We start from the raw sequence: 10,631 nt of genomic DNA on the forward strand, positions 1-10,631 counted from the left end.
CGTTTTTTCGCGGTAATCCTGGTATTCGGGAGGCGATACCGGGAGTGGATCCAATCCATTTGCCGGAAGCTTTCCCCAAATCGTGACCAGGTCCTGTGGTTGGGGAAAGGGTAACTTTTTCAACAAGACGCCGTACACTGCGCTGAAAATTGCGGTGTTTAATCCGATCCCCAGTCCTAGAATCAAAAGGACCACAAGAACAAAACCGGGATTGCGGCGATAGGATCGTAAGGAATACTGAAGATCCTGGATTAGTGGATTCATATTATCAGCTGATACGCAAAGATAGTGCCAGACAGTAGTTCGACGGCCATTCGTTACAAGGTCGTTCGAATGCGGGAAATTCCATCCCGCAAACGGACAACGGAGCGAATGCCCAAAGAATGAGCATGCTCTAAAAAAAGGCCACTCACTTTTTCTGTTCTCGTCGGGAGGATCACGGTACGACTCTTGCTTCGGTGCATTGCTAGGAGTCCAAAGATGAAAATTCTGGTAGCGGATGATGATCGAATCTCCCGTGAACTGCTGGTTCGGACGTTGAAGGAGTGGGACCATGAACCTGTACATGCCAGAGATGGAATCGAAGCTCTAAAAGTCTTACGTGAAGAAAATCCTCCAACCCTCATGATCCTGGACTGGATGATGCCGGGAATGTCGGGAGCGGATGTTTGCAGGTTTGTGCGAAAAATTTGTACCAACAATCCCTACGTCTATATTCTTGTGCTCACCGGAAGAAAAGAGAAAAAAGATCTCATTGAAGCATTGGAAGCGGCGCAGACGATTTCATTCAGAAGCCTTTTGATCCGGACGAATTAAGGGTCCGCGTTCGCGCAGCCGTTCGTATCCTGGAGCTTCAATCCGCTCTGCTCTCAAGGGCAAGGCACGATTCGCTGACAGGACTTCTTAATCATGGCGCCATTTTGGAAGAGCTTGCAAAGGAGTTTAATCGCTGCCGGCGTGATAAAAAACCTGTGAGCGTTCTGTTGGCTGATCTGGATCATTTCAAGAAAATTAACGATCAGTACGGTCATCAAGCCGGTGATGAGGTTTTAGGTGTCACGGCTGAACGGATCCGGTCTACTTTTCGCTCCTACGATAGCATCGGCAGATACGGAGGCGAGGAATTCTTGATCGTTCTTCCCGGATGCTGTATCGAAGATGCATATAGGCTGTCGGACCGGCTTCGAAGTTCTGTCGCGGAAGTCGCAGCCGAATCAGCGACTGGATCCATTCTCTTCACAATCAGTATAGGAATTGCGTGCGCAACAAATTTCGCTCAGACATCACCAACTAAGCTCGTTCAGGCGGCGGATGAAGCGCTCTACAAAGCGAAAGAGAAAGGCAGAAATCGCATAGAAGTGGGTGTGTGACTTTTTTGAACAGAAGATCGCAAAAAACGCAAAGAAAAACAGCGAATAGTTACGATAAGGCTCTGCGAATGTTCCAGCCGGCGGCTTCCAATAGTTTTTCAGCTTGATCCGGGGAAACATTCTTCAGATGACTTACCAGCCGAACCATTCGATACCTCAACTTTGCATTCACCGGTTTTAAGTCAACCATCCAGCTACCGTGCGTTCTACCCAGTTTGATCATGCTGCAGGTCGTCAGGATATTCAAAGTGACTTTTGTTGCAGTGCCGGCTTTCATCCGCGTGGAACCCGTAACAAGCTCAGGTCCGGTGGGTAGATCGATTTCCACGTCCCAGTGTTCCTCGCGGTTTCGCATGGGATTGCAGGTGATCAAAATCGTTTTAGCTCCGATTGTGCGCGCTTCCTGAAGCGAGCCCAATACAAAGGGAGTGCGCCCGCTCGCGGTGATTCCGCAGACAAGATCTTGAGCAGTAACGGCTCGTTGCCGGATGGCAAGCGCTCCCTGTATCGGATCATCTTCAGCGCCTTCCACGCTTTTGTAGAGCGCTGTGACCCCACCGGCAATGATTCCCTGCACGCGCTCCGGAGATTCGCCGAATGTGGGGGGCACTTCACTCGCATCCAAAACACCCAATCTGCCGCTTGTTCCGGCGCCTGTATAGAACATGCGCCCGCCCTTTTCAAACACGTCCACCGCGAGATCGACAGCTTTTTCCAATCCCACGCTGCACGCTTGAAGGGCGTTGGCCACATAAGCTTCTTCCTCAATCAGTAAACGGACCAAATCTTTTGTTTCGAGATTCTCCAAATTTCTTGATCGTGGATTCTGCTGTTCAGTGCTCGCTCGCGCAAGCTCCTTTTGATCGCTGCGTGAGATCTCTTTGGCCTGCGACAGATCCAACGCAAATTCATTTTTCACAGCAAGCCATGCTGCGCCGAATGAGCCGGGCGTATGGCATATGGATACATTTGCTGGAAGCAACGGATCTAATGCGTTCTTGTACAAATCAACATACTTCGGGTGATTCAGGAAGATGCCTCCCAGAAGTTTTACTTCGGGCGATTGAAAATTCAGCCACCGGGCAACCGATTCCGTGTACTTGGCCAGCGCAGAAGCGCCTGCTTCAATCACAGCCAGCATTTCCCTGTCGCCATTGAGCGCCGCCTCAAACATCACGGGGGCCAGTCTGGAAATCGATGTCTTATCTGCGGCCTGGACCCAGTTGATGAGATCCTCCATCTGAGTAAGAGCCAGGTCTCTCATAATCTGCTGAGCAAGCATCGACGTTCGATGTTCCAGATCGTAAGTGCGCAATGCCAAACGCAATCCTTCCATGCAAATGACATAAGCGCCACCGCGGTCTCCCAGCAGATGTCCGCGCCCTGCTGCTTTTTCGATCCTGCCATCACGCCGTCCGGTGACCGCAGATCCCGTTCCGCTGATAACTGTGATTCCATCTTCACTCCCGAATGCCGCAGCCAACCCGGAATCTCGATCGCTGCCGGCTTGAATTGCCGCAGCAGGCCAGCTCTCATTTGCAAGCCTCAACAAATAGTTTCGATCCTGTTGATTTACACAACCCGCAAGAAAAATTCCAACGTGTGTTGCCTCCTGTGGAAGATGCTCAAACATCCACTCCAATTGCGATTCGGATGTGAGTTTCAAATTAGAAGGCGGCAATTGGCCATTGTTTACAAGCTCCGTATTAGAATCGCGATACTTCAAATAAATCCAATCCGTCTTGGTGCCGCCCCCTTCAACACCCAGTACAAGTTTTGTATCGCTTTCCATTGCTATTCCACGCGTTCCGGCGTGAGCCGGACAGTCATTTCCAGAACGCGCTGATAGTAAGCTTTGTATGCGAGTGAGGAAGCCGCCGCTTCTTCCAGAACGACCGTAACATCTGCATGCATCTGCAACGCGGAAGCTGTGATGGTTGAAGTGATGGGACCTTCGATGGCTTTCGCAACAGCATCTGCCTTGCTGTTACCGGATGCAAGCAAGAGAATTTTTTTTGCGTCAAGAATCGTTCCGATTCCCATCGTGATTCCGCAGGGAGGCACTTTTCCATTCGGCCCAAATGCTTTTTGATTTTCTTGAAGTGTTAGCTCGGCAAGTGTTTTGATTCGTGTGCGGGACGCCAGACTTGATGTCGGCTCGTTGAATCCGATATGGCCTGTTTTCCCGATCCCCAGGATCTGCAAATCGATCCCGCCGGCGTTTCGTATCGATTGTTCGTACTGTTCACAATACTGCTCAAAGTCCTGGCGGATGGAACCATCGGGCACATGAACATTTTTCGGATCAACGTTCACATGATTCAAAAAATTCCGGTGGATGTAACAGTGAAAGCTCTGCGGATGTGTGGAAGACAATCCCAGATACTCGTCCAGATTGAACGTTGTGGCCCGCGAAAAATCGAGTCCTTCTTCCTTGTGCAGTCGAATCAGTTCTCTATAGAGTCCAAGAGGCGTATTACCCGTTGCAAGTCCAAGAACCAGATCCGGTTTCTTTGAAAGATGATTCGCAACGATCTGCGCGGCCTTCGCGCTGAGAGTTTCATAGCTTTCCGTGATGATTACCAGCATCGCTAACTCTCAGGGACCGGATATCGTATGAATACTTCGGCAAATGCCGCTTGAATTGTCGTTTGTTGAGGGTCTGCAAAAATAGCTCGCCAGCGGTTCAATCCTGTTACTCCTTCCGAATAGGGCACACAGGCAACCTGGCTCTTGTGCTCGCTGATCGCCTGAATCTTTTTACTGATGAAGCTACTAATATCTTCAAACCGATCCCACTGGTTGAAAAGGCCCCACACTTCGTACGTCCAAAGAGTGACGCCTGTCCGTCCCTTGAGAGCTTTCAAGACGGCGCTGCCGGCCAATTGATGGGACGGATGACGATCCAGTTGGGGATGCAAGGTATAGACTTCGGCAGGTTCGATCCTGCTGATTGTTTCTTGAAGGCGATTTCGAGCGGTTTCAAAATTTTCGCTGGACTTTAAATCGGGTAAATTAAAAAACAATACTTCCTGAATCCCTAGGACCCGTCCGGCCCTTCGCGCTTCTTCCTGTCTCAACTCAACGAGAGAGTCTGGGTCAACATGAAAAGGCGTTGGTGATCTTCTCCCATCCGTCAGTACAATCGACGTAACAGTGGCCCCATCCGCTGCCAGCTTTGCTGCGGTGCCACCCATTCCGATCTCCATGTCGTCCGGGTGAGCGGAAACCAGAAGTATGTTCATATTTAATCTTGAATCGTAATCGTGATCGTAATCGTAAATTATGTTCAAAGAGAAACGTCGTCAATTCCTAAAAACGCAAAACGAATGAGCATCTTGACAGCAAATAATTTGAGCACTATGATGTGTATATGAGAACAACCGTCACCATCGACGATGACGTTGCCCGGGAACTTAAAAGTCGAGCGAAACGCAGCGAGAAAAGTTTTAAGCAGGTTTTGAATGAATCTTTGCGACTGGCATTTAGCCTTTCGCGGTCTTCCGTTCGTAAATTGAAACCCTTTCGGGTACGTGCGCACCGTTCTGCATTTCGGCCTGGAGTCGACATTGAAAAGCTGAATCAACTGGTGGATCAACTGGACGTCGAAGAGCGAATCGGGCCGCCGAAACGGAACTAGTGCCGTGTAAGACATGGTTCTAAAGTGATTCTTCCCCCTTATAAAGGGGAGGAACAGTAAACATCCATGTGTTACAGGACACTAGATGATCGTTCCGGACATCAATCTTCTGATTTATGCGTATAACGAGTTGGCGCCGCATCACTTGCGATCAAAAAGATGGTGGGAAAAACTTCTTTCCGAGGATACGGTGGTTTCGATTCCCTGGGCTGTCACATTGGGTTTTGTTCGATTGATGACTCACCGGCAAGTATTGGAGACTCCACTCCCGGTGAGTGAATGTTGTTCCATTGTTGAAGAGTGGTTTAGCAGACCCAACGTTCAACCTTTAGAGCCAGGATCGCGACACTTTTCTATATTCAAAGATTTTTTATCAGCTGCCGGGGCAGGAGGTAATCTGGTGACCAATGCCCATATTGCCGCAATGGTAGTCGAACATTCCTGCGAGCTTCATTCGAATGATTCTGATTTTTTGCGATTTGCGGGTTTAAAGTTGGTAAATCCCCTGTTAGAGTAGCGGCAAAACTACTCCAGCTGAAGTTCGGTTCGTTCTTCGATGCGCGGCTGCAGGTGATTTTGCATGATCGTGCGCGCGCAAGTATTCCAGCGCAGAATCGAATCGTCATTACCTGCGGGGCGAATTTTTTCAGCTTTTTCATACCAGTCCATCGCGTCACGCAACCAATCATAAGCAGCGTATCCGGAGCCGGGGCCGCCGGCGTCCAGTAGAGCTTTTCCGCGGCGTTCACAAATGATTCCGGAATAGTATGCCTTCTGATACTCACCTTGAATGCGTTGGGTCACTTCCTGCGCATGATGAATTCCGGCGCCGGACTGAAAGTGATCGGTTAGCGCGAGTACGAGTGTGATGAGGGCCTTTTGATTTTCCGGTTCAACCTGAAGAATATCTTCACAAATACTTTCCGCTTCACTCGGTTCATTCAACAACCGGTACCGTTCCGCTTTTTCTAACGCCCGAGGGATCGATTCTTTTGTGATCGGTTTCAGTTGAAACATAATGACTCTCCTGATTCCCTACTTCTTCTCTTTATCTTAAATCGAGTGAGTGGCAATGGGAACCCTCCTTCTAAAGATATTGAAATCGCTGCAGGGCTGATATATAAGTAGTCGAACTGGAGAATTCTCTTTCATGGCTGATTATGAAATCCATGAGCACGATGTACTCATCATTGGAGCCGGAGGCGCCGGCCTGCGCGCTGCCATTGCTGTAGCAGAGACGAATCCAAAGCTAAGGATCTCCGTCCTTTCCAAAGTCTATCCGATGCGTAGCCACACGGTATCTGCCGAAGGGGGCGCGGCAGCAGCCATTAAATCCAATGACAGCCTTGATCATCACGCATACGACACAATCTCAGGTGGTGATTGGCTTTGCGACCAGGATGCCGTTGAAGCATTTGTAAAAGAAGCACCACCGGAAATGATCCAACTGGAACATTGGGGGTGTCCCTGGAGCAGGCAAGCGGACGGGGCTGTGGCCGTTCGTCCTTTCGGGGGAATGAAGATAGAACGTACGTGGTTTGCGGCTGATAAAACGGGCTTCCACATGCTGCATGCTTTGTTCCAAACGAGTCTCAAATATGATCAGATCCGGAGGTACGATGAATTTTTCGTTACAAAAATCCTGGTGGATGATGGGCGTTGTCAGGGGGCAGTCGCCATCGAACTGGCGACGGGAAAAATGTTTACTCTCACTGCAAAGGCTGTCATCATTTGCACCGGTGGATGTGGAAGAGTGTTTCCGTTTACAACGAATGCCAATATCAAGAATGGTGACGGCATGGCACTGTCTTATCGCGCGGGTGTCCCGCTGAAAGATATGGAGTTTGTGCAATACCATCCGACCGGCCTTCCGTTTACAGGAATTCTGATCACCGAAGCCGCTCGATCTGAAGGCGGTTATCTCTTAAACAAGGATGGCTACCGGTACTTGCAAGATTACAATCTCGGAACACCCCAACCCAAACCGGTGTTGCGCACCATGGAGTTAGGACCTCGCGACCGGTTGTCTCAGGCCTTTGTGAAGGAGCAGGAGAAAGGCCGCACGCTCAAAGGACCATACGGCGATTACATTCACCTGGATATCCGCCATTTGGGTGAAAAGGTGATCAACTCCAAACTTCCTTTTGTTCGTGAGCTCTGCTTGAAATATGAAAATATCGATCCCATAAAAGAGATGATTCCAGTGCGCCCCGTCGTTCATTACATGATGGGTGGAGTTCACACCGACATTCAGGGCGCTACACCGCTGAAGGGCTTGTATGCTGCAGGAGAGGTAGCTTGCGTGAGTATCAACGGTGCGAATCGTCTGGGTTCGAATTCCTTGACAGAACTCCTGGTTTTCGGCGCCCGGGCCGGAACAGCTGCGGCACAATTTGCATCAAGCGTGAACGGCCGCAGTAAAGTTGCCGAAGCTTTAACAGCCGACGAACTCAGCCGGCTTGAGAATAGCTTTCTAAGAAAAACTGGCGGAAAAGAGCGCATTGCTGTAATCAGAAAAGAGATGCATCAGACGATGGAGGAAGGAGCCGGCATCTATCGTAATGAAGCTTCCTTAAGGAAATCCGAAGGAATCCTCAGAAATCTCCAGGAAAGATTTTCCAACATTTCGCTTGATGACACCAGCTATACTTTCAACACCGAGTTGATCGCCGCAATCGAACTTTCTTACATGCTGGATATTGCCGAGACAATCATACAGTCGGCACTGAAGAGAACGGAGTCCCGGGGTTCTCATCAGCGAACGGACTATCCGAATCGAGACGATCAGAATTTTCTGGCACACAGTTTGGCATACAAAGAAGAAAAGGGCTTACCACGGATCGAATATCATCCGGTCAGCATAACCCGCTGGCCGCCCGGGGAGCGTGTCTATGGATAAAGTGGAGCAATATGACAACCACCGTTAAACTGGAGGTTTTTCGCTACCGGCCGGAAGAAGATGCCCAACCTCTATACCAAAACTACGAGGTTCCCTTTCGAAAAGACTGGGTGATTCTGGATGCGCTCAATTACATCAAAGACAACATTGACGGAACGTTATCGTACCGCTGGTCGTGCCGGATGGGTGTGTGTGGCAGTTGCGGCATGATGGTCAATGGTAAGCCGGTGCTGACATGTGCTGCCTTCATGGAAAAGTTTTTGCCCGGTCCGATCCGTGTTGAGCCGCTGGCTAACTTCCCTGTGGTTCGAGATCTTGTAATCGAAATGAATGATTTCATGCGAAAGCTACGGATGATCAAGCCCTGGATCATCCGGGAACAAGAAAAACCGCTGGCTGAGGGCGAATATCTCCAGACCCCTGCTCAGCTTGCCGAATATAAACAATACAGCATGTGTATCAACTGCATGATCTGCTATGCGGCCTGTCCGGTTTATGGTTTGGAGCCGGCATTCATCGGTCCGGCAGCTATTGCGCTTGCGCAGCGCTACAACCTGGATAGTAGAGATCAGGGAAAATCGGAAAGGCTCAGAATTCTTTCGCAGGAGGAAGGAATCTGGGCATGCACACTGGTGGAAGAATGCTCTGCCGTCTGCCCAAAGGGTGTCGATCCGGCCGAGGCTATTCAACGGTACAAAGTAACCGGCGCCACGGAATGGTGGAAATCGATCCTGATGCCGTGGGGCAACCGGTGATGGAAGGAACAGTAAATCGGAAACCGTGGTATACGAAATATCATCCCAAATGGTATCGCACCAGGATACCGATCTTTTGGTGGGTCCACAAATTACCTCATATAAGATTTATTGCAAGAGAATTGACTAGCGTCGCCGTAGCCCTCTACGCGTGCATTTTACTCTATCAAATTAGCGCGGTGGCTGATGGCCCGGAGGCATACGTAAGATTCCTCGAATGGCTGAAGACACCGTTTTCGGTGTTACTTCATGCTGTTGCATTCTTGTTTGTGCTATTTCACAGTATCACCTGGTTTAATCTTGCTCCGAAGGCTCTCGTTGTTAGCCTTGGTAGCAAACGAGTTCCGCCGCAGGTTATCGTTGTCTTAAACTATGCGGCCTGGATCATTTTATCGTTAGGCATCTCCTGGATTCTGCTGAAATGAAAAAGAGCACCGAACCTTTTTGGTGGGGATTGTTTGGCGCAGGTGGCACATGTGCAGCTTTTTTCATTCCTGTTTTACTTTTTCTAAATGGACTCGCCGTCCCGCTCGGATGGATCGCGGCTCCTACCTTTGAACATATGTTCGATCTGGTAGCGCATCCCCTGACCCGGTTGTTCCTTTTTGTTGTGATTTCACTGTCATTTTTCCATTGGGCGCATCGTTTCCGTTTTACACTCTACGATGGATTACAGCTGAAACATTTGAATCAGCTCATTGCCGTTCTAACTTATGGCAGTGCAATCGTTGGAACACTGATAGCCGCATTTACACTCTGGAACATTTAGATTTCTGATCTTGATGACGGCGGTACGTATTCTCAGTAGGGGCGCGATTCATCGCGCCAACTACTTCGCTATGGAATGTTCACTTTAATCTCGCAGTTCGCGGTGTCGGTTCCTATTCCGCCGTTACACATGTCGGTTCCGGAACCGCCATCGATGTTGTCGTTTCCGCTGCCGCCGCAAATCGTATCGCTGCCGTCATGACCGAAGATCAGGTCAGCCCCGCCCATACCTTGAATCACATCGTGATTAGTCGTGCCATTCAAAGTATCGCTGCCATTCGTACCAAGTATCGTCACGTCATCTCCCAGGCATGTGAACGCGTGGTAACGTGCCAGACCGTCTAGAAGCAAACCAGGTGCCATGAAGCCGACATGACGAGCGAAGAACGATTCCTGCAACTACTGTGTTCTGATTCGTAACATTCGGAGTCGCGTATTAGAACACTATTACTGCCACCTTTCTGTTTGGTGCTCGAACGTAACCGTTGTTAATGAACGAAAAGGAATGGGCGTTACCTTTTAACCTCGTATGCGACCCCAAACGCCTCAAGTGCGTCTATCACCGGTTTGAGGCGCAGCCCGGCCTTGGTAAGTTTGTACTCGACCTTTGGAGGAACGACGGGGTATGCCTTCCGTTCTATCAACCCATCACTCTCAAGTTCTTTGAGTGATTGAATGAGCATTCTGTCAGTCACTCGCTCAACCTCGTGAATTTCTTTTCTCAATTCGCCGTACCTAATCACTTTCGATTGATAGAGCAGTATCCAGATAATCAGACCCTTCCATTTGCCGAGCATGGCGTTAAGCGCAAGCTGCAGAGGGCAGACATATTCGCGACCATTGATTCTGTATCGATCCATGCTCTCATTATAGTAAGTAACATACATTTTTGTAAATACTTGCGGAAGAAATAGTGAATGCTAAAATGAAATTGGTCGAGTTATTAATATTTCAAGAAATAACCCTCAAATTCAATAAAAATATGGAGACGAACAAAATGATTAAGAAAATGTATATTCAGTTGGCCCCAATCAAATTAAAGAAAGGCATTGATGAAAATACGCTCCTTAAAGCGTCAGATGTATTTCAGGTTAGCTTTGTAAATAAACAGAAAGGAATTATGAAAAGAATGCTTATAAAAGGAAAAGACGGTAACTATTTTGATCTTGTCTTCTTTGAAAGCCAGGAAGATGCTGACC

The 10,631-nt window shown here is 49.0% G+C and carries 16 protein-coding genes; 9 read left to right on the forward strand and 7 right to left on the reverse strand.

What is annotated here, in order from left to right:
* On the reverse strand, window positions 1-264 hold a 264-nt coding region (locus L0156_09270), incomplete at its 3' end, for an ABC transporter permease (GenBank protein MCI0603192.1).
* A 216-nt stretch (window positions 265-480) separates the two neighbouring features.
* Here L0156_09270 and L0156_09275 point away from each other — a divergent pair.
* Both L0156_09275 and L0156_09280 read left to right on the forward strand, forming a co-directional pair.
* Window positions 481-816: a response regulator gene (locus L0156_09275; protein ID MCI0603193.1), complete on the forward strand. Its 336-nt coding sequence runs from the start codon at window positions 481-483 to the stop codon at window positions 814-816.
* Window positions 817-920: 104 nt separating this feature from the next.
* Window positions 921-1,370 carry a GGDEF domain-containing protein gene (locus tag L0156_09280; GenBank protein ID MCI0603194.1) on the forward strand — a complete coding sequence of 150 codons (450 nt, stop codon included), beginning with the start codon at window positions 921-923 and terminating at the stop codon, window positions 1,368-1,370.
* Window positions 1,371-1,419: 49 nt separating this feature from the next.
* On the opposite strand, the gene murQ is transcribed toward L0156_09280, so the two are convergent.
* The 3 genes from murQ to L0156_09295 are packed head-to-tail and all read right to left on the reverse strand — an operon-like array spanning window position 1,420 to window position 4,615.
* The gene (murQ, locus tag L0156_09285) at window positions 1,420-3,162 is read right to left on the reverse strand and encodes an N-acetylmuramic acid 6-phosphate etherase (protein ID MCI0603195.1); all 1,743 of its coding nucleotides are present in this window, start codon (window positions 3,160-3,162) and stop codon (window positions 1,420-1,422) included.
* A 2-nt stretch (window positions 3,163-3,164) separates the two neighbouring features.
* On the reverse strand, window positions 3,165-3,959 hold the full coding sequence (nagB, locus tag L0156_09290; GenBank protein ID MCI0603196.1) for a glucosamine-6-phosphate deaminase: 795 nt from the start codon (window positions 3,957-3,959) through the stop codon (window positions 3,165-3,167).
* A 2-nt stretch (window positions 3,960-3,961) separates the two neighbouring features.
* Window positions 3,962-4,615, reverse strand: coding sequence for a PIG-L family deacetylase (locus L0156_09295; protein ID MCI0603197.1), 654 nt, complete (start codon window positions 4,613-4,615; stop codon window positions 3,962-3,964).
* 128 nt (window positions 4,616-4,743) lie between these two features.
* On the opposite strand from L0156_09295, the gene L0156_09300 reads away from it, so the two are divergent.
* The gene (locus L0156_09300) at window positions 4,744-5,010 is read left to right on the forward strand and encodes a DUF2191 domain-containing protein (GenBank protein MCI0603198.1); all 267 of its coding nucleotides are present in this window, start codon (window positions 4,744-4,746) and stop codon (window positions 5,008-5,010) included.
* Window positions 5,011-5,095: 85 nt separating this feature from the next.
* Complete coding sequence (locus L0156_09305; GenBank protein MCI0603199.1) at window positions 5,096-5,527, forward strand: type II toxin-antitoxin system VapC family toxin; 432 nt, start codon at window positions 5,096-5,098, stop codon at window positions 5,525-5,527.
* Between the two features lie 8 nt (window positions 5,528-5,535).
* Here the strand turns inward: L0156_09305 and L0156_09310 are convergent, their stop codons facing one another.
* A complete protein-coding gene (locus L0156_09310) occupies window positions 5,536-6,027 on the reverse strand; it encodes a hypothetical protein (protein ID MCI0603200.1) in 492 nt (163 codons plus the stop codon).
* Window positions 6,028-6,160: 133 nt separating this feature from the next.
* Here L0156_09310 and frdA point away from each other — a divergent pair, with 133 nt between their 5' ends.
* The 4 genes from frdA to L0156_09330 are packed head-to-tail and all read left to right on the forward strand — an operon-like array spanning window position 6,161 to window position 9,433.
* Window positions 6,161-7,909, forward strand: a complete 1,749-nt coding sequence (gene frdA, locus L0156_09315) for a fumarate reductase (quinol) flavoprotein subunit (GenBank protein ID MCI0603201.1) — start codon at window positions 6,161-6,163, stop codon at window positions 7,907-7,909.
* 11 nt (window positions 7,910-7,920) lie between these two features.
* On the forward strand, window positions 7,921-8,664 hold the full coding sequence (locus tag L0156_09320; GenBank protein MCI0603202.1) for a succinate dehydrogenase/fumarate reductase iron-sulfur subunit: 744 nt from the start codon (window positions 7,921-7,923) through the stop codon (window positions 8,662-8,664).
* Window positions 8,625-9,089, forward strand: coding sequence for a fumarate reductase subunit C (locus tag L0156_09325; GenBank protein ID MCI0603203.1), 465 nt, complete (start codon window positions 8,625-8,627; stop codon window positions 9,087-9,089). The genes L0156_09320 and L0156_09325 overlap by 40 nt, the downstream gene beginning before the upstream one ends.
* Complete coding sequence (locus L0156_09330) at window positions 9,086-9,433, forward strand: fumarate reductase subunit D (protein ID MCI0603204.1); 348 nt, start codon at window positions 9,086-9,088, stop codon at window positions 9,431-9,433. Before L0156_09325 ends, L0156_09330 begins: the two co-directional genes overlap by 4 nt.
* Window positions 9,434-9,501: 68 nt before the next feature.
* On the opposite strand, the gene L0156_09335 is transcribed toward L0156_09330, so the two are convergent.
* Window positions 9,502-9,795, reverse strand: a complete 294-nt coding sequence (locus tag L0156_09335) for a hypothetical protein (GenBank protein ID MCI0603205.1) — start codon at window positions 9,793-9,795, stop codon at window positions 9,502-9,504.
* Window positions 9,796-9,944: 149 nt separating this feature from the next.
* Window positions 9,945-10,292: a helix-turn-helix transcriptional regulator gene (locus L0156_09340; GenBank protein ID MCI0603206.1), complete on the reverse strand. Its 348-nt coding sequence runs from the start codon at window positions 10,290-10,292 to the stop codon at window positions 9,945-9,947.
* 137 nt (window positions 10,293-10,429) lie between these two features.
* Between L0156_09340 and L0156_09345 the strand changes: the two genes are divergently transcribed.
* On the forward strand, window positions 10,430-10,631 hold a 202-nt coding region (locus L0156_09345; protein ID MCI0603207.1), incomplete at its 3' end, for a hypothetical protein.

The organism is bacterium, from assembly GCA_022616075.1.
In the GTDB taxonomy this organism is placed as follows: domain Bacteria; phylum Acidobacteriota; class HRBIN11; order JAKEFK01; family JAKEFK01; genus JAKEFK01.

Coding starts and splice junctions, on each gene's coding strand:
- L0156_09305 (MCI0603199.1), top strand. CDS start 5,096: ATGATCGTTCCGGACATCAATCTTCTGATTTATGCGTATAACGAGTTG.
- L0156_09295 (MCI0603197.1), bottom strand. CDS start 4,615: ATGAACATACTTCTGGTTTCCGCTCACCCGGACGACATGGAGATCGGA.
- L0156_09320 (MCI0603202.1), top strand. CDS start 7,921: ATGACAACCACCGTTAAACTGGAGGTTTTTCGCTACCGGCCGGAAGAA.
- nagB (MCI0603196.1), bottom strand. CDS start 3,959: ATGCTGGTAATCATCACGGAAAGCTATGAAACTCTCAGCGCGAAGGCC.
- L0156_09340 (MCI0603206.1), bottom strand. CDS start 10,292: ATGGATCGATACAGAATCAATGGTCGCGAATATGTCTGCCCTCTGCAG.
- L0156_09300 (MCI0603198.1), top strand. CDS start 4,744: ATGAGAACAACCGTCACCATCGACGATGACGTTGCCCGGGAACTTAAA.
- murQ (MCI0603195.1), bottom strand. CDS start 3,162: ATGGAAAGCGATACAAAACTTGTACTGGGTGTTGAAGGGGGCGGCACC.
- L0156_09335 (MCI0603205.1), bottom strand. CDS start 9,795: ATGGCACCTGGTTTGCTTCTAGACGGTCTGGCACGTTACCACGCGTTC.
- L0156_09330 (MCI0603204.1), top strand. CDS start 9,086: ATGAAAAAGAGCACCGAACCTTTTTGGTGGGGATTGTTTGGCGCAGGT.
- L0156_09310 (MCI0603200.1), bottom strand. CDS start 6,027: ATGTTTCAACTGAAACCGATCACAAAAGAATCGATCCCTCGGGCGTTA.
- L0156_09325 (MCI0603203.1), top strand. CDS start 8,625: ATGGTGGAAATCGATCCTGATGCCGTGGGGCAACCGGTGATGGAAGGA.
- L0156_09275 (MCI0603193.1), top strand. CDS start 481: ATGAAAATTCTGGTAGCGGATGATGATCGAATCTCCCGTGAACTGCTG.
- frdA (MCI0603201.1), top strand. CDS start 6,161: ATGGCTGATTATGAAATCCATGAGCACGATGTACTCATCATTGGAGCC.